The sequence below is a fragment of the Friedmanniella luteola genome, from assembly GCF_900105065.1.
Classification (GTDB): domain Bacteria; phylum Actinomycetota; class Actinomycetes; order Propionibacteriales; family Propionibacteriaceae; genus Microlunatus; species Microlunatus luteolus.
The window spans coordinates 4,206,374-4,223,103 of sequence record NZ_LT629749.1; the positions used below are offsets into that span (position 1 = coordinate 4,206,374).

The 16,730-nt window shown below is 75.0% G+C and carries 15 protein-coding genes and 2 tRNA genes; 9 read left to right on the forward strand and 8 right to left on the reverse strand.

Going from position 1 to position 16,730, the window contains the following annotated elements:
- The first annotated feature begins 168 nt into the window (after positions 1-168).
- Genes BLT72_RS19675 through BLT72_RS19690 form a run of 4 tightly spaced genes read left to right on the forward strand, consistent with a single transcriptional unit; the run spans position 169 to position 6,384 of the window.
- On the forward strand, positions 169-1,767 hold the full coding sequence (locus BLT72_RS19675) for an acyl-CoA carboxylase subunit beta (RefSeq protein ID WP_091415149.1): 1,599 nt from the start codon (positions 169-171) through the stop codon (positions 1,765-1,767).
- Complete coding sequence (locus BLT72_RS19680; RefSeq protein WP_231930178.1) at positions 1,764-3,782, forward strand: ATP-binding protein; 2,019 nt, start codon at positions 1,764-1,766, stop codon at positions 3,780-3,782. The genes BLT72_RS19675 and BLT72_RS19680 overlap by 4 nt, the downstream gene beginning before the upstream one ends.
- Positions 3,779-4,546: an enoyl-CoA hydratase-related protein gene (locus tag BLT72_RS19685; protein WP_091415152.1), complete on the forward strand. Its 768-nt coding sequence runs from the start codon at positions 3,779-3,781 to the stop codon at positions 4,544-4,546. Before BLT72_RS19680 ends, BLT72_RS19685 begins: the two co-directional genes overlap by 4 nt.
- Positions 4,543-6,384: an acyclic terpene utilization AtuA family protein gene (locus tag BLT72_RS19690; RefSeq protein ID WP_091415156.1), complete on the forward strand. Its 1,842-nt coding sequence runs from the start codon at positions 4,543-4,545 to the stop codon at positions 6,382-6,384. Before BLT72_RS19685 ends, BLT72_RS19690 begins: the two co-directional genes overlap by 4 nt.
- 22 nt (positions 6,385-6,406) lie before the next feature.
- Here the strand turns inward: BLT72_RS19690 and BLT72_RS19695 are convergent, their stop codons facing one another.
- The 3 genes from BLT72_RS19695 to BLT72_RS19705 form a co-directional block, all read right to left on the reverse strand.
- Positions 6,407-6,805 (reverse strand): universal stress protein, encoded by a 399-nt coding sequence (locus tag BLT72_RS19695; RefSeq protein ID WP_091415160.1) that lies wholly within the window; start codon positions 6,803-6,805, stop codon positions 6,407-6,409.
- Between the two features lie 186 nt (positions 6,806-6,991).
- Positions 6,992-7,357, reverse strand: coding sequence for a tautomerase family protein (locus BLT72_RS19700; protein WP_091415163.1), 366 nt, complete (start codon positions 7,355-7,357; stop codon positions 6,992-6,994).
- 192 nt (positions 7,358-7,549) lie between these two features.
- Positions 7,550-9,418: a SpoIVB peptidase S55 domain-containing protein gene (locus tag BLT72_RS19705; RefSeq protein ID WP_157720581.1), complete on the reverse strand. Its 1,869-nt coding sequence runs from the start codon at positions 9,416-9,418 to the stop codon at positions 7,550-7,552.
- A gap of 255 nt (positions 9,419-9,673) precedes the next feature.
- On the opposite strand from BLT72_RS19705, the gene BLT72_RS19710 reads away from it, so the two are divergent.
- The 5 genes from BLT72_RS19710 (at position 9,674) to BLT72_RS19730 (ending at position 12,324) form a co-directional block, all read left to right on the forward strand.
- A tRNA-Asp gene (locus tag BLT72_RS19710) sits at positions 9,674-9,747 on the forward strand.
- An 88-nt stretch (positions 9,748-9,835) separates the two neighbouring features.
- Positions 9,836-9,909 (forward strand) — tRNA-Phe (locus BLT72_RS19715).
- Positions 9,910-10,260: 351 nt separating this feature from the next.
- Positions 10,261-10,818 carry an RNA polymerase sigma factor gene (locus tag BLT72_RS19720; protein WP_091415170.1) on the forward strand — a complete coding sequence of 186 codons (558 nt, stop codon included), beginning with the start codon at positions 10,261-10,263 and terminating at the stop codon, positions 10,816-10,818.
- Entirely contained in the window at positions 10,802-11,548 is a 747-nt protein-coding gene (locus tag BLT72_RS19725) for an anti-sigma factor (RefSeq protein ID WP_091415174.1), read from the forward strand. The genes BLT72_RS19720 and BLT72_RS19725 overlap by 17 nt, the downstream gene beginning before the upstream one ends.
- Positions 11,545-12,324: a fructosamine kinase family protein gene (locus BLT72_RS19730; RefSeq protein ID WP_091415177.1), complete on the forward strand. Its 780-nt coding sequence runs from the start codon at positions 11,545-11,547 to the stop codon at positions 12,322-12,324. The genes BLT72_RS19725 and BLT72_RS19730 overlap by 4 nt, the downstream gene beginning before the upstream one ends.
- Before the next feature lie 44 nt (positions 12,325-12,368).
- Here the strand turns inward: BLT72_RS19730 and BLT72_RS19735 are convergent, their stop codons facing one another.
- The 5 genes from BLT72_RS19735 to purM all read right to left on the reverse strand — a co-directional run bounded on the left by BLT72_RS19735 (position 12,369) and on the right by purM (position 16,695).
- Complete coding sequence (locus tag BLT72_RS19735; RefSeq protein ID WP_231930691.1) at positions 12,369-13,628, reverse strand: NAD(P)/FAD-dependent oxidoreductase; 1,260 nt, start codon at positions 13,626-13,628, stop codon at positions 12,369-12,371.
- Positions 13,629-13,645: 17 nt separating this feature from the next.
- Complete coding sequence (locus tag BLT72_RS19740; RefSeq protein ID WP_231930179.1) at positions 13,646-14,674, reverse strand: alpha/beta hydrolase; 1,029 nt, start codon at positions 14,672-14,674, stop codon at positions 13,646-13,648.
- 58 nt (positions 14,675-14,732) lie between these two features.
- The gene (locus BLT72_RS23390) at positions 14,733-15,275 is read right to left on the reverse strand and encodes a magnetosome magnetite crystal formation protein family (RefSeq protein WP_091415188.1); all 543 of its coding nucleotides are present in this window, start codon (positions 15,273-15,275) and stop codon (positions 14,733-14,735) included.
- 15 nt (positions 15,276-15,290) lie between these two features.
- On the reverse strand, positions 15,291-15,491 hold the full coding sequence (locus BLT72_RS19750; protein WP_197677113.1) for a DUF3073 domain-containing protein: 201 nt from the start codon (positions 15,489-15,491) through the stop codon (positions 15,291-15,293).
- 136 nt (positions 15,492-15,627) lie between these two features.
- Positions 15,628-16,695 (reverse strand): phosphoribosylformylglycinamidine cyclo-ligase, encoded by a 1,068-nt coding sequence (gene purM, locus BLT72_RS19755; protein WP_091415196.1) that lies wholly within the window; start codon positions 16,693-16,695, stop codon positions 15,628-15,630.
- Between the last annotated feature and the right edge of the window lie 35 nt (positions 16,696-16,730).

Genomic DNA, 16,730 nt, shown 5'->3' on the forward strand with positions numbered 1-16,730 from the left:
GGCAGCGGGCCGGCGGTGCCCCGTCGCACCCGTGGGAACTGTAGCGCCGCGCCGCTCTTGACGGCCGTGACGGCGTGGCTGAGGGTGGAGCCACCGGTGGCCCGGTCGTGCGCCGGCCCCGACCTCGACGGAGAGGCTCGCCATGCACCTCGGCGCGGACGTCACCCGGTGACCGTGCTGACCAGCCGGCTGGACACGTCCGGCGCGGAGTACGCCCGGAACCGGGCCGCGCTGCTGGCGCAGGTGGACGCGCTGCGGGCCGCGTCGGCGAAGGCGGTGGGGGGCGGCGGGGAGACGTACGTGACGCGGCACCGGGCCCGTGGGCGGCTGCTGGCCCGCGAGCGGGTCGAGCTGCTGCTGGACCCCGACACGGCGTTCCTCGAGCTCTCCACCCTGGCCGGCTGGGGCACGGGGTCCGCCACCGGCGCGGGGATCGTCACCGGCATCGGCGTGGTGAGCGGCACCGAGTGCGTCGTCATCGCCCACGACCCGACCGTCCGGGGCGGGACGATGAACCCCTGGACGCTGCGCAAGAACCTGCGGGCGCTGGAGATCGCCCGGGTCAACCGGCTCCCGGTCGTCTACCTGGTGGAGTCGGGCGGTGCCGACCTGGCCAGCCAGGCCGAGCTGTTCATCCCCTTCGGCCGGGTCTTCGCCGAGCTCACTGCCCTGTCAGCCGCCGGCGTGCCGAGTGTCGCCCTCGTCTTCGGCGGGGCCACCGCCGGCGGGGCCTACGTGCCGGCGATGTGCGACCACGCCGTCCTGGTGGACCAGCAGGCCCAGGTGTTCCTCGGCGGCCCTCCGCTGGTGAAGATGGCGACCGGGGAGGACGCCGACGCCGAGCAGCTGGGCGGAGCCGCCATGCACGCGCGGGTCTCAGGGCTGGCCGACCAGCTCGCGGTCGACGAGCGGGACGCCCTCCGGCTGGGCCGGGCCGTCGTCGCGCGGTGGCACTGGCGCAAGGCCGGTCCCGAGCCGAGGGCGGCCCCCCGGCCGCCGCGCTACCCGGCCGAGGAGATCCTCGGCGTGGTCTCCGCCGACCACCGCGTGCCCTTCGACCCCCGGGAGGTGCTGGCCCGGCTGGTCGACGACTCCGACCTGGACGAGTACAAGCCGCTGTACGGCACCTCGCTGGTCACCGGCTGGGCCACCCTGCACGGCTACGACGTCGGGGTCCTCGCCAACCACCGCGGCGTGCTCTTCGGCGAGGAGGCCGAGAAGGCGACCGAGTTCATCCTGCTCGCCAACCAGAGCGACACCCCGCTGCTCTTCCTGGCGAACACCACCGGCTACATGGTCGGCACCCGCTACGAGCAGGCCGGGATCATCAAGGACGGCGCCAAGATGATCAACGCGGTCGCCAACAGCACCGTGCCGCACCTCACCGTCACCATGGCCGCCTCCTTCGGGGCCGGGAACTACGGCATGGCCGGCCGGGCGCTGGACCCCCGCTTCACCTTCAGCTGGCCCGGCATGCGGCAGGCGGTGATGGGCGCGACCCAGCTCGCCGGGGTGCTCTCGCTCGTCGCCCGCGCCTCCGCCGAGGCCCGCGGCCGGCCGTTCGACGAGCAGGCCGACGACGGCCGCCGCCGCGCCGTCGAGGAGCAGATCGACGCCGAGTCCCGCGCCTTCGCGATGTCGGGCCGGGTCTACGACGACGGCGTCCTCGACCCCCGCGACACCCGGGACGCGCTGGGCGTCGCGCTGTCGGCCACCCACTCCGCCCCCGTCACCGGCCGCCGCGGCTTCGGCGTGTTCCGGATGTGACGACGCCCCCTGCGGCTCCGTCCCGGACGCCGATCCGCACCCTGCTGGTGGCCAACCGCGGCGAGATCGCCTGCCGGGTGCTGCGCACCGCCCAGGCCCTGGGGATGCGGACCGTCGCCGTGTTCTCCGACGCCGACGTGGACGCCCCGCACGTCGGCCAGGCCGACCTCGCCGTCCGGCTGCCCGGCGTCGCCGCCGCCGACACCTATCTGCGCGGCGACCTGCTGGTCCGGGCGGCGCTCCGCACGGGCGCGGACGCGGTCCACCCCGGCTACGGCTTCCTGTCCGAGAACGCCGACTTCGTCCGCCAGGTCGCCGACGCCGGCCTGGTGTTCGTCGGGCCCTCGGCCGACGTCGTGGCCGCGATGGGCTCGAAGGTGGAGGCGAAGGCGAGGATGGCGGCGGCCGGGGTGCCGGTGCTGCCCGGCGCGACGGTGACCGACGACGCCGACATCGCCGCACTCGGCCGCTGCGTCGGCTACCCGCTGCTGGTCAAGGCCTCCGCCGGCGGCGGCGGCCGCGGGATGCGCGTCGTCCCCGGGCCGGCGGACCTGGCCGGCGCGGTCGCCGCCGCCCGGCGGGAGGCCGCGGCGGCGTTCGGCGACGACACCGTCTTCCTCGAGCGCTACCTGCGCGACCCGCGGCACGTCGAGGTCCAGATCTTCGGGGACGCGGCGGGCACGGTCGTCTCCCTGTTCGAGCGGGAGTGCTCGGTGCAGCGCCGGTTCCAGAAGGTCGTGGAGGAAGCGCCGTCCCCGGCCGTGACGCCCGAGCTCCGTGAGCGGCTGAGCGCCGCGGCGACCACCGCCGGCCGGGCGCTGGGCTACGTCGGCGCGGGCACCGTCGAGTTCGTCCTGGACGCCGGCGGCGACTTCCACTTCCTCGAGGTCAACACCCGGCTGCAGGTGGAGCACCCGGTCACCGAGCTGGTCACGGGGCTGGACCTCGTGCGGCTGCAGCTGCTGGTGGCCCAGGGCGAGCCGCTGCCGGCCGAGGCCCGGACGGCGCGGCTGTCGGGGCACGCCGTCGAGGTGCGCCTCTACGCCGAGGACCCGGTCGCCGGCTACCGGCCCACCACCGGTCGGCTGCGGGCCTTCGCCGTGCCCGGACCGGTCCGGGTCGACGCCGGCGTGGCGGCCGGGCAGGTGGTCGGCCCGCACTACGACGCCCTGCTGGCCAAGGTCGTCGCGCACGCACCCACCCGGGGTGAGGCGGCCGCCGTGCTGGCCGGCGCCCTGCGGGCCGCACGCCTGCACGGCGTCGGCACCAACCGCGACCTGCTCGTCGCCGTGCTCGGCGAGCCGGAGTTCCTGGCCGGAGGCACCGACACCGGCTACCTCGAGCGGCACCCGCCGGCGGCCCTGCTGGTGCCCGACCCCGCCGCCCGCGCCGACGCGGTCACCGCGGCCGTCGTCGCCCTCCGCGCCGTCCGGCGCGCCGCCGCCGCGGTGCAGCGCAGCGTCACGGCGGGCTGGCGCAACGTCACCTCCGCCGACCCGGTCGTCCGGCTGGCCTGGTCCGACGGCGGCGTGCTCGACGTGGGCTACCAGGTGGTCGGCGACACGGTCCGGGTGCGGCTGGGCGACCAACCGCTCGGCCCGGCCGCCCGGGTGGGCGTCGTCGGCGAGGACGGCGGCCACCGGGTGACGCTGGAGCGGGACGGAGTGCGGCGGAGCTGGCACGTCGCGGTGGAGGGCGACCACCTCGACGTCAGCTCCAGCGCCGGCTCCCTCGACCTCCGGGTGGTCGACCTGCTGCCCGAACCCGAGGCGGCGGGCCCGGCCGGGTCGCTGGCCGCGCCCCTGCCCGGCCTGGTCGTCCGCACCGAGGCCGCACCGGGCGAGCCGGTGGCGCTCGGCCAGCCCCTGCTCGTCCTGGAGGCGATGAAGATGGAGCACGTGGTGCGCGCACCCCACGACGGGGTGCTCACCTCCCTGCTGGTCCGCACCGGTGACCAGGTCGAGGTCGGGCAGCCGCTGGCCGTGCTCGGCGGGCCGACGGGCGGTGCGGAGTGAGCGCCCAGGTCGTCCGCTACGAGCACCGGGGGCCGGTGGCCTGGGTGACCATCGACCGGCCGGAGGCGCGCAACGCCCTCGACCGGGCGGTCCGCGCGGGGCTCTTCGCCGCCACCGCCCGCTTCGACGCCGACCCCGGGGCGGCGGTCATGGTGCTGACGGGAGCCGGGGACGTCGCCTTCAGCGCCGGCGCCGACCTCAAGGAGATGGCCGCCGAGGGGCTGACCGTGCCACCCCCGGACTTCCTGCCCCAGTTCGGCCGCAACGCCGGCAGCGCCAAGCCGATCATCGCCGCGGTCAACGGGCTGGCCTACGCCGGCGGCTTCCTGCTGGTGCAGAGCTGCGACCTGGTCTTCGCCGCCGAGCACGCCCGGTTCGCGGTCCCCGAGGCGGCGGTGGGCCGCGGCGCCCCCTGGGCCGCACCCCTGGCGTCGCTCATCCCGCCGAAGGCCGCGCTGCAGCTGCTGCTGACGGGGGAGCCCATCACGGCGGCCCGGGCGCACGCCCTCGGGCTGGTGAGCGAGGTGGTGGAGGCCGCGCAGCTGCAGGAGCGGGTGCAGGCGTGCGCCGAGCGGATCGCGGCCAACGCGCCGCTCTCGGTGCGCGCCGCCAAGCAGATGGTCCTCACCACCCGGGGGCTGCCGCCGGACCAGGCCTTCGCCGAGGCCGAGCGGATCTTCGCCCCCGTCTACCGCTCGGCCGACGCGCAGGAGGGCCCGCGGGCCTTCGCCGAGCACCGGCCACCCCGGTGGAGCGGACGATGACCGCCACGGGCGGGCCGGGCGGGAGCGCGCCGCGGCGTCCGGTGCGGATCGGCAACGCCTCCGGCTTCTACGGCGACCGGCTCGCCGCCGCGCAGGAGATGGTGGAGGGCGGCGACCTCGACGTCCTGACCGGCGACTACCTGGCCGAGCTCACCCTCTACCTGCTGCACAAGGCGCGCCTGAAGGATCCCGACGCCGGCTACGCCTCGACCTTCCTGACCCAGCTGGAGACCGTCCTCGGCACCTGCCTGGACCGCGGGACCAAGATCGTCAGCAACGCGGGCGGGCTGAACCCCGGCGGGCTCGCCCGGGAGATCCGGGCGCTCGCCGCCCGGTTGGGGCTCGACGTCGCGGTCGCCCACGTCGACGGGGACGACCTGGTCGACGCCCTGCCGGGGCTGCTCGCGGCCGGGCAGCCGCTGGCCCACCTCGACACCGGGCAGCCGCTCGCCGCGGCCGGCGTCACCCCGGTGACCGCGAACGCCTACCTCGGCGGCTGGCCGATCGTCACCGCGCTCGCCGCCGGCGCCGACGTCGTGGTGACGGGCCGGGTCACCGACGCCTCCCTGGTCGTCGGGCCGGCTGCGTGGTGGCACGGCTGGACGCCCGCCGACCTCGACCCGCTGGCCGGCGCCGTGGCGGCCGGCCACGTCGTCGAGTGCGGCGCCCAGGCCACCGGCGGCAACTACGCCTTCTTCCGCGAGGTCACCGACCGCCGCTACCCCGGCTTCCCGATCGCCGAGGTGGCCGCCGACGGCACCGCGGTGATCACGAAGCACCCGGGGACCGGCGGACTGGTGTCGGTGGGCACCGTCACGGCCCAGCTGCTGTACGAGACCGCCGAGCCCGCCTACGCCGGGCCGGACGTCACCACCTGGTTCGACACCCTGGACGTCCAGCAGGCCGGGCCGGACCGGGTCCGCGTCGCCGGGGCCCGGGGCACGCCGCCGACCGGCCAGGTCAAGGTGGCGCTCAACTACACCGGCGGCTACCGCAACACGATGACGATGGTGCTCACCGGTCTCGACCTCGAGGCGAAGGCGGCGGCCGCGGAGCAGCTGCTGTTCGACCTGCTCGGCGGCCGGGACAGCGTCGACGCGGTCGACGTCCGGCTGCTCCGGTCCGACCACCCGGACGCGCGGACCCAGGCCGAGGCCACGGCGCACCTCGTGGTGACGGTCAAGGACCGCGATCCCGCGAAGGTGGGCCGGCGTTTCTCCAGCACCGTCCTGGAGCTGACGCTGGCCAGCTACCCCGGCTTCCACACCACCACCCCGCCCACCCGGGAGAGCGCGTACGGGGTCTACTGGCCGACCCTCGTCCCCGCCGCGGTGGTCCCCGCCCGGGTCGTCCTGCCCGACGGCTCCGCGGTGCTCGTGCCCGCGGAACCCGGCGACCCGGTGGCGGCCGCCCGGCCGCCCGCGCCCCCGGCCCCTCCCCTGGCGACGGCCGTGGCGCCCGGGGGTCCGACGGCGGTGGTGCCGCTGGGCCTGGTGGCCGGGGCCCGGTCCGGGGACAAGGGCGGCAACGCGAACGTCGGCTTCTGGACGCGGACCGACGGCGGGTACGCCTGGCTGGAGGGCTTCCTCACCGTCGAGCGGCTGCGGGCCCTGCTGCCCGAGGCCGACGGGCTCGAGGTGCGGCGCTACCGGCTGCCGAACCTGCGCGCGCTCAACTTCGTCGTGGTCGGCCTGCTCGGGGAGGGCGTCGCGTCCTCCACCCGGCCCGACCCGCAGGCCAAGGCGCTCGGTGAGTTCCTGCGCTCCCGACTGGTGCCCGTGCCGGTGGCTCTGCTGCCCCCCGACCCCACGCCCGGAGGGCCGCACCCCGTCCCCTGAGCACGCTCAGGGGACGGACGCGTCACTGCGCCGCGGGCTTGACCGCCGTCACCGGGCAGCCGGCGTCGAGCAGCAGCTGCTGGGCGGTGCTGCCGAAGATCAGCTTGCCGACCGGGGAGCGGCGGCGGAGCCCGATCACCAGCAGGTCCGCCCCGACCTCGGCGACCGTGGCGAGGATCGCCTCGGCGGCCGGCCGCCCGTCGACCGGCTGCCGGACCTCGTGCTCGACCCCCGCCTGCTCGAGCTCGGCGTGCAGCGCATCGAGGTCGGGCTGGCTGGCGAACAGCGGGGAGGCGTAGTTGCCGTCCTTGCCCGTGTTGACGACGACGAGCGAGCCGCCGAGGGCCAGCGCGGTCGCCTTCGCGTGGTCGAGGGCCGCCTGGCCCTCGCGGGTGGGGGTGTAGCCGACGACGATCTTCATGGGGCTCCTCGGGTGCGACGGGACAGCGGACCGTGCGCCCATCCTGGCCGTCCGGAGCCGCGGAGGGAACCGGTCGGGGGCGGCGACCTGTCGATCACCGCCCCGCGGGCCGCGGTGGGCGCGCCCGGGTCCAGCGCCCGTCCCCGCGGCACGACCGGCCCGCGGACCTCGGCCCGTCGACGGCGCTCAGGCCTCCCGGGCGGGCGCGTGCCAGGCAGCACCCGGAGCCGTCTCGACCAGGACCAGGAGCAGGTTGTCCTTCTTGATCCCGACCTTCGCGACCTCGTCGGCGACGGCGGCCAGGCCGCGCTGCTTCTGCTCGTCGGTGTAGCCCGGGGAGGCCAGGACCTCGATGAAGACGATGTCGGTGCGGTCGGCGTCGGGGAACGTCCGCGAGTAGACCAGCTCGCCCTGGTCGTGCAGCCGGAACACCTGGAACAGGTCCTCGGGCGTCATGTCCAGCCCGGACACCAGTCCGGCGTGGACGGCGTCGCTGATCTGGCTCATCTTGGGCGCGAGCTCGCGGTGCATGTCGATGCGCACGTGCGGCATGAGGTCCTCCTGGTCGGCCGACGGACGACCGTCGTCCGCCGCTGAGCCATTGTTACAGAAAGTAACAAGGATTTGCCGGTCGCCCTCCGGCCCGGGCAGCCGGTCGCCCCCGCCGCTCCCGGCCGCCCCCGCCCGGGCGGGAGCGTCGGGGAGCGACGGGGGCGACGTGCCGAGCCGCGGCGGACCGGCCGCTCAGCGGCGGACCTGCACCCCCACGGAGGCGGCGCCGGTGACCGTGTAGCGCTGCCGGACCCGGAGGTCCTTGACCGTGCGGACGTCCTCGTCGTCCTCCGAGCCGAGCAGCAGGCTGATCTGCAGGTCGTCGTTGTGCGGGGCGGAGACGATCCCCTTGATGACCGCGTCCAGGTCGTCGGCGAGCCCCTCGTCGCACGCCGTCGGGTCGAGGAAGCAGCCCTCGCCCTCGCCCTCGTCCTCGCCGGGCAGGAGGGTCGCCTGACCACCGGCGACCAGCAGCAGGCCGCTCTTGCCCTGCGTCTTCGCCGGCACCTTGACGATGCTGACCACCCGGCGCACGGTGCTGCTCCGGAACGCCTTGAGAGTGGTCCGCACCTTGATCGTGTCGCCCGCCTTCACCGTGACGGCCGCCCGGACCTTGTAGGCCCCCTTGCCGACGGCCACCTCGGTCTTCCCGACCCGGTACTGCCGGAAGTCCCCGGTCACGTTGGACTCCAGCGCGACGCTGCGGATGGTCACCGCCTCGTCGTCCTGGTCCACCAGCGCGTCGAGCGCGGCGGCCAGGTCGAACGCGGGCTCGGCGGCGATGTCGTCGCGCGAGGCCCACGCGTTGGTCCGGCTGACGGTGAAGCTCGTGCCGCCCGCACGGGTGCCGGTGATCACCCAGCGGCTGCTCGCGCGGCCGTCCCCGATCTCGTCGACGACGTTGTCGTAGTTGGCCAGCGCGGCGTAGGCGGCGACCTCGGGCAGCAGGTCCCGAGCGCTCACCCGCGTCGTCCCGGTGCGGGCCGCTCCCGTGGTCGAGTTCCGGACCGTCGTGGTGACGGGGACCGTCATGGGCAGCACCCCGAGCCGGGCCCGCAGACCGGAGGTCCGGTCCTGGTCCACGGTGCCGACGGGGTCGCCCACGGTCGCGAGCTTGAAGGCCCCGAAGGTGTCGTCGCGGATGATGGCCAGCGAGCTGCCGGTGCTGGCGCCGTAGGAGACGGCGCCGGCCAGGGCGTACGGGTGCCCGAAGGCCAGCGCCTGGCCGCCGCAGACGGCGGTGGTGGTGCCCGTGCCCGCCACCGTCACGTCGCCGTAGGAGAGCACGCTGGTGAAGTTGCCGCCGGGGACCGGGACGGCTAGCGGGCTCGACGCGGCGGGCGCCGCCCGACCGGACCCGGCGTGCGCGAGGACGGAGAGGCCGGCGGCGTCCGCCCCGGCCTGGAAGCGGGCCACCCGTGCGGGGCCGAGGCCGCTCAGCGAGAGCGGCACGGGCAGCCGCTGGAGCCCGCCGCGGGGGACGGCCGCCGCGGCACGGGCGTCGACCTGCCGCCGGAGACCGCTGGGCAGGGCCACCTGACGGGGTTCCCGGACGGCGGCCGCCGCGCGGACGGCGGGCCGGCCGAGGTCGAGCAGGTCGAGCATGTCGGCCGCCGGCGTGACACCGCCGATCGGGGAGTTGGCGCTGGTGAAGCCGTAGGAGACCGAGCCCAGCAGCCGGCCGCCGACGTAGACCGGCGAGCCGGACATGCCGGCCCAGATCCCGCCACCGCCCTGGTCGACGACGTGCCCGCCGGCCAGGTCGGAGACCTCGACGACGATCATGTCCTTCCCGGCGCCGATGCCGTCGGGCAGCACGCCCAGGACCTCCACGGCGAACGGCTTGGGGGTGGTGCCCCGGACGACGGTCAGCCCCTCGCCGACGAGGCCGGGGGTCACCTCCGCCACCGGCACGACGGCCGGGCACGGGTCCGCCGCGGCCGGCCGGACGACCGGTCCCTCGGCGGCGGCGGGGGTGGCCAGCACCCCGGCCACCAGGGCGACCGCCAACCCGGCTCCGGCCGACCTGACCTGCCACCGACGTCGTCCTGCACCCTGCATCCGGACTCCTCGCGTCCTCGGCGGCCCTGCCGCCCCTGGCTCGGCGGGCGGCGCCCGACGATGCACGCACGGAACGTAGCGTCCGGAGCGGGCGGTCGAGGTCGCGGTCGGCGCACGGAAAGGTCACGATTCGGGCCGAGGACCGACCCCGGAGAGGGGCGCCCGGGCCCGGTCGGCACGATTTCCAGGCACCCGGTCACCTAGGCTATAGTTTCGCGGGCACCCGGTGAGGGTGCAGCGAGTAGGGCCCAGCAAGGCCCCGTAGCGCAGTTGGTTAGCGCGCCGCCCTGTCACGGCGGAGGTCGCGGGTTCGAGTCCCGTCGGGGTCGCGAGAGCGGTGATGTCTCCATCCGGAGGCTCACCGCTTCTGTGTTCGTCAGCCGGTGCGGGAGCAGTCCCCCGCCGGCTGCCGGGCTCGGCCAGGTAGCTCAGCTGGTAGCAGCGTTCGCCTGAAAAGTGAAAGGTCGCCGGTTCGAACCCGGCCCTGGCCACCTTCTCCCCCCGCCCGGCGTGGCAGCGCGCCACCCGGACCCGCTCCTCGGGCCGGACGGCGTAGCCCAGACCCTCGTCCCCCCGGGCCGTGCATCCAAAGCGTCGACGGGCTCCGAATCCTCCCGTACGGCGTCGGGGACCACCCGTGGTCCGACCGCGCGGCGTGCACGACGAGAGGACACCACCGGTGAGCAGAGGGGCGACGCTCCGGCCTGCCGTGCCCGCCGGGCGCGTCGGTGCGGTGCTGCGCCCCCGACGGGTTCGGTGTCCGGGCACCCGGTCGATTAGAGTGACGGCCACCGGCCACGGGGGCTGGTGAGGTGCTCAGACCACGGAGGGAACCAGCGGTCGTGACCGTGACGCCGGACGACGACCTGAGCCTGGTCGTCGAGGCGTTCGTCGCGGGCGACGAGCGGGCCCTCGAGAAGCTCTACCGGCGGTTCTCCGCCCTCGTCTTCACCGTCGCCCTGCGCTCCCTCGGCGACGTGACCGAGGCCGAGGACGTGGTGCAGAAGGTCTTCGTCGCCGCCTGGACCGGCCGGCACACCTACAAGGCCGAGCGCGCCAGCATCTCCGCCTGGCTGATGGGCATCACCCGCAACAAGGTGGCCGACACCCACGCCGCCCGCGCCAAGCAGCGCAAGATCCAGAACGAGGTCGGGTCCAACCTGCCGCTGGCGCCCGACACCCTCGACATCGCCGAACGGCTGATCATCGCCGACGAGATCGCCAAGCTCGACGCGGTCCCCCAGAAGGTGCTGAGGATGGCGTTCTACGAGGACCTGACCCACGCGCAGATCGCCGAGCGGATGCAGCTGCCACCGGGCACGGTGAAGAGCCACATCCGCCGCAGCCTGATCAAGCTCCGACGCCGGATGGAGGTCTACAGCCATGCACACGAGTCCTGACCTCCTCGCCCTCCTGGCCCTCGGCGAGGACGTCGCGGACGACGAGGACCTGGTGCACGTCGCCGGCTGCCCCGACTGCCGCGCCGAGCTGGCCGCCTTCACCGCCGCGGCGGGCAGCGCGCGCCGGGCCGGTGAGGCGACGCTGGTCGCCCCTCGCCCCGAGGTCTGGCAGCAGATCAGCCGCGAGCTGCACCTGCACGAGGCCGTCGCGGCGTCCGGGCCGACCGCCCCGCCGGCCGATCCGCCCGGCCCGGCGGCGCAGCCCGGGGACGACCGGCCCGCCGAGCGCCGGCGCGTCCGGGTGGCCGCCTTCGTGCTGGCCGCCGCGCTGGCCCTGGCCGTGGGCGTCGGGCTGGGGACCAACCTCGACCGGGTGGGTCCCGGCGCGACGCGTGAGGTGGCGACCGTCTCCCTGAACGCCCTGCCGGGCTGGCCCGGTTCGTCGGGCCAGGCCGTCGTCGAGGAGGACCGCGACGGCAACCGCACGCTGGTGGTCACGGTGACCTCACCGGAGCCGGCCAGCGGGCCCCGCGAGGTGTGGATGTCCACGCCCACGGCGGAGCCGATGATCGCCATGGGCTACCTCCAGGACGGCCGGGGCCGGTTCCCCATCGCCCCGTCGGTGGACCTGCAGCAGTTCCGGCTGGTCGACGTCTCCCAGGAGCCCGCCGGGGACCAGGACTTCCGCCACTCGGGTGACTCGATGGTGCGCGGCAAGCTGCCGGTGTGACCGCGCGGTCGTCCGCCGGGCTCTTCACCAAGCACGCCGACGGCGCCGACCCCGGGTTCTTCGCGGCCGAGGCCGCCGGTCTGGCCTGGCTGGCCGACGCCGGTCCCGGGGCCGCGCGCGTGGTCGGGGTGCACGCCCTGCACACCGACCGCCTCGTGCTGGAGCGGCTGCATCCCGTCGCGATGACCCGGGCGGCGGCGCGCGCCTTCGGTGAGGCGCTCGCCCGCACCCACGCTGCCGGGGCCGAGGCGTTCGGGTCCCCGCCGCCGGGACGGCCCGAGCAGGGCTGGATCGGCCGCCAGCGGATGGCCATGGAGCCGACGCCGACGTGGGGACGCTTCTACGCGGAGCAGCGGGTGCTGCCCTTCGCCCGCGCCGCTGCCGCGCGCGGGAACCTGTCGGCGGCCGGGCTGCGAGCCGTGGAGCGGGTCGCCGAGCGGCTGGCCGCCGGGGACTTCGACGACGGCCGTCCGCCGGCGCGGGTGCACGGCGACCTCTGGGCGGGCAACGTCCTCCCCACCGCCGCCGGCGTGGTGCTGGTCGACCCGGCCGCGCACGGCGGCCACGGCCTCACCGACGTCGCGATGCTGGACCTGTTCGGTGTGCCGGAGCTGCCCGCCGTGCTGGACGCGTACGCGGCGGCCGCCGGCCTGGACGCCGGCTGGCGCGACCTCGTCCCGTTGCACCAGCTGCACCCCCTGCTGGTGCACGCGGTCAGCCACGGCGCGACCTACGGGGCAGCAGCAGAACGGGCCGCCCTCCACCTCGTCGGCTGACCGACGGGCGAGGACGACCCGGATCCTGCTGAGGGGGCGACGACCTACTTGCGGATCGCCTTGAGCTTCGGCGTCTCCATGACGTCGCCGACGATGGCGCTGGACCGGCTGGGCAGCAGGTAGCGCGAGAACAGGTTGAGCAGCGTCTGCGCCCGGTTGCGGTTGCCCAGCAGGTAGACGATGTGCAGGAAGATCCAGCCCAGCCAGGCGACGACCCCCTTGAGCTTGAGACCTTGGGGGATCTGCAGCACGGCGTCGCCGCGGCCGATCGTGGCCATCGTGCCCTTGTTGTGGTACTTGAAGTCCTCCGTCTCCAGGCCCCGGTGCAGGCGGGCGATCTGGTCGGCGGCGAACTTGCCGGTCTGGATGGCCGGCTGCGCCAGCTGCGGGAGCGGGTTGTCCACGGTCAGGCTCACGTCGCCGAGCGCGAACACGTTCTCGTGCCCGATGACCCGCAGGTCGGAGTTGACCTCGATGCGCCCACCGCGGCCGATCGGGAGGCCCCAGTCGCGCAGCACCGGGCTCCCGGAGACGCCGGCGGCCCAGATGACGAGGTCGACCGGGAGGGTGGTCCCGTCCTTGAAGTCCACGTGGTCGGGGTGCACCTCGGTGATCGCGGTCTTGAGGCGGACGTCGACCCCGCGCTTGACCAGCTCCTTGTGCGCGTACTGGCGCAGGGTGTCGTCGAAGGGGGCGAGCAGAGCGTCGCCCATCTCCACCAGCACCACGTGCACCCGGGCCGGGTTGAGCTCGGGGTAGGTCATGGGCAGCGCCTCGGTCTTGAGCTCGGCCAGCTGACCGGCCATCTCGACGCCGGTCGCGCCGCCGCCGACGACGACGATGGTGAAGGCCCCGGTGTTCGGGCTGGACATGCCCGCGATGATCTCCATCGACCCGAAGATGGTGTCGCGGACCTTGAGGGCGTCGGCACGGGTGTACATCGACATCGTGTACTCGGCCGCCCCGGGGATGCCGAAGTGGTTGGTCGTGATGCCGGTCGCCACGCAGAGGTAGTCGTACCCGACGCGCACGCCGTCGTCGCAGAGCACCTCGTTCGCGTCGTGGTCGATGCCCGTGACGGCGGCGCGACGGAAGCGGACGCCGGCGTGGCGGGCGGCGAAGTAGCGCAGCGAGTACGTCACGTCACCGGCGTTGAGGCCCCCCGTCGCCACCTGGTAGAGCAGGGGCTGGAAGGTGTTGTAGGGGTGCCGGTTGATGAGGGTGACCCGGAAACCCTCCTTGGCCAGCTCAGCCGTTGCGGACAGCCCGGCGAATCCTGCTCCGACGACAACGACGTGCGGCATCTCAGTCACAGGCCCATTCAATCAGTGTCGGGCCCTGCTCCCAAGTGGGCCCGGTCGCCGCTCCCTGTGATGCTGGGCACCGGGCCGTAGGCGCGGACCCAGCGGGCCGTCGTGGCCAGCACCCCCGCGCGCACCGCGGGCGGGGACAGCACCAGGTCGTGCACGCCCTCCGGCACCCGGACCAGGGTGACGTGGCCGCCCAGCCGGACCGCCCGCAGCGCGATCTGCTCCACGTCGAGCACCGTGTCCACCCCGCGCAGCCCCTCGTGCCACTTCCGGCCGAAGTCGCTGGCCGCGGAGGCGAGCACCAGCACGGGCACCTCGATGCCGAGCCCCGCGGCGACCTTCTGGTGACCGACCAGCACGGCCCGCAGCCAGCCGGCCCGGATCGGCGGGCTGGGGCTGGCCTTGAGGTCGGTGTCGTAGCCCCACTCGCCGCCGTGCTCGGTGTGCAGCACCCGGGCGTAGTAGCCGAGGTCCGGCGGCAGCCGCAGCACCGACGTCGGGTTGCGGCTGCCCAGGGCCTCGACGAGCGGGCTGCCCAGCGTCCGCACCAGGGCGGAGCCCTGCAGGTCCAGCCAGGGGGAGTTGAGGACGAGCGCGTCGACCCGCCCGGGCCGGGCCGCCGTCCAGAGGGCGCTGATCAGGCCACCGGTGGAGTGCCCCATCACGAGCAGCCCGTCGTGGTCCTCGGCGATGACCGCCGCAGCGGCGTCGAGCTCCAGGAAGTAGTCGGCGAGGTCGGTGACGAAGCCCCGCAGCTGGCCGAGCCGCAGGCTGCGCCCGTAGCGGCGCAGGTCGAGCGCGTGGAAGGCGTAGCCGAGGTCGGCGAACGCCTCGGCCAGGTGGGTCTGGAAGAAGTAGTCGTTCCAGCCGTGCAGGTACAGCACGGCGGGCCGCCGGTCACCCCGCGGGCCGCCGGCGCGGCGGACCAGCGTGGCCACCAGCTCGGTCTCCTCCGGCTCGCCCGGTGCTGGCGTCACGCCCGGCAGCGGCAGGTCGGTGCTCTCGTAGCCCGGCAGCAGGTCCGGGTGCCATGCCCTCACGCGTCCCAGGGTGGCAGAGAGGCTGACGCACGTCGTGCACCGACGGCCCGGTCGCGCCTCAGCGGACCAGGCGCCCGTTCACCGGGTACCGGTAGAGCTCGTGCCGGCTCGCGGCCACGGCCGCCAGGACGGCGAGGACGAGCGAGGCGATGAAGGCCACCGGGAGCAGCGCGAACCCGATCAGGAGCACCGTGAGGAGGGCGCTCGCGCTCATCACGAGGGTGTAGAGGATGGAGAAGTTGAGCCCTTCGAGGGCACTCTCCCCCAGCCAACGGCTCCGGTCCTGGAACACCAGGTGGACCACGAGCGGGCCCGCGAACCCGAGGAACGGGATCGAGAGGTGCGCGAGCAGCGCCCACCGGCTCTCGTCACTCGGGCTCAGCGGCGCGCCGACGGGTGGGCGACCCGCCGACGGCGGGTACCCCGGCCCACCGGGAGCCTGCGGCCCCCAGGCGGCTGCAGGGCCGGACGGTGGCGCGCCACCAACCCGACCACCGGGCGCGGCCCGAGGATCGGGCTGGCCAGGTGGCGGGGTGTGCGGAGGAGGAGCGGACGGCTCCGCGGGCACCTGGCTCATGCCGCCAGGCTGGCCCGCGGGCATCCGCGGGTGGAGCCGCTAACCGGACTTGCGGAGGTCCTCGTAGGCCTCGGGTTCTTCGCCGTCCCGCTCGGCCAGGTCGGCATAGGCAGGAGGCACCTCGTGACCTTCCGGACCCCGGAGCTCTGCTGCCAACGAGCTGAAGTCCGTGTCGAACGCACGGTACTTGAGCTCCCGGGCAACCTTCGTCTGCTTTGCCTTCGCACGGCCGCGCCCCATGTCGGGTCGACCCCCTCGCCTTTGTCCGCCAGCGGCACAGCCGCGGCTCAGGATGAATTATGTCGTGGGCCCGATGCTACCCAATGGGGGCAACGGCGCAAAGCACAGGGGCTCCCGCGCGGGGCCCGCCCGGTCCTCAGGCGTCCGCGTGCTCCCCGACCAGGTCGACGGCACCGGGGGCACCGGTGCCCGCGAGGCCGACGCTACCGCACACCCACGCCCGCAGGCCACGCTCGGCGAGCAGCGCGACGGCCGGCCGGACGGAGGCCTCCGGCAGCACCGCCACCATCCCGACGCCGAGGTTCAGGGTCGCCTCCAGGTCGGGCCGGGACACCCGTCCGACCTCCTGCACGAGGCCGAACACCGGGGGTAGCGCCCACGTCCCCCGCTCGAGCTGCACCGAGCACCCGGCCGGCACCACCCGGGCGAGGTTGTTGGCCAGCCCGCCACCGGTCACGTGGCTCATCGCGTGCACCTCGACGGCGTCGACCAGGGCCAGGCAGTCGCGGGCGTAGACCCGGGTCGGCTCCAGCAGCTCCTCGCCCAGGGTCCGGCCCAGCTCCGGCACGTCGCGGTCCAGCGCCCAGCCGGCCTGCTCCAGCAGCACGTGCCGGACCAGGGAGTAGCCGTTGGAGTGCAGGCCGGAGGACTCCAGCGCCAGCACCACGTCGCCCGGCTGCACCCGGTCGGCGCCGAGGATCCGGTCCCGCTCGACCACGCCGGTGGCGGCACCCGCGACGTCGTACTCGTCGGGGTCGAGCAGGCCCGGGTGCTCGGCGGTCTCCCCGCCCAGCAGCGCGCAGCCGGCCACCGCACAGGCCTCGGCGATGCCCTTGACGATGGCCGCGATGCGCTCCGGGACCACCCGGCCGCAGGCGATGTAGTCGGTCATGAACAGCGGCTCGGCCCCGCAGACGACGAGGTCGTCCACGACCATGCCGACGAGGTCGAAGCCGATGGTGTCGTGCACGCCCATCGCCTGGGCGACCGCCACCTTGGTGCCGATGCCGTCGGTGGAGGTGGCCAGCACCGGGTGCCGCATGGCGGCGATCCGGCCGGCGTCGAACAGGCCGGCGAACCCGCCGATCCCTCCGAGCACCTCGGGCCGGCGGGTCTTGCCGACCCACTCCTTCATCAGCTCGACGGCGCGGTCGCCGGCCTCGATGTCGACGCCGGCGGCGGCGTAGGCGGACTGCTCGGTCATCTGGCTCCTCGGGTCTGGGCGGCCTGGGGCGACCG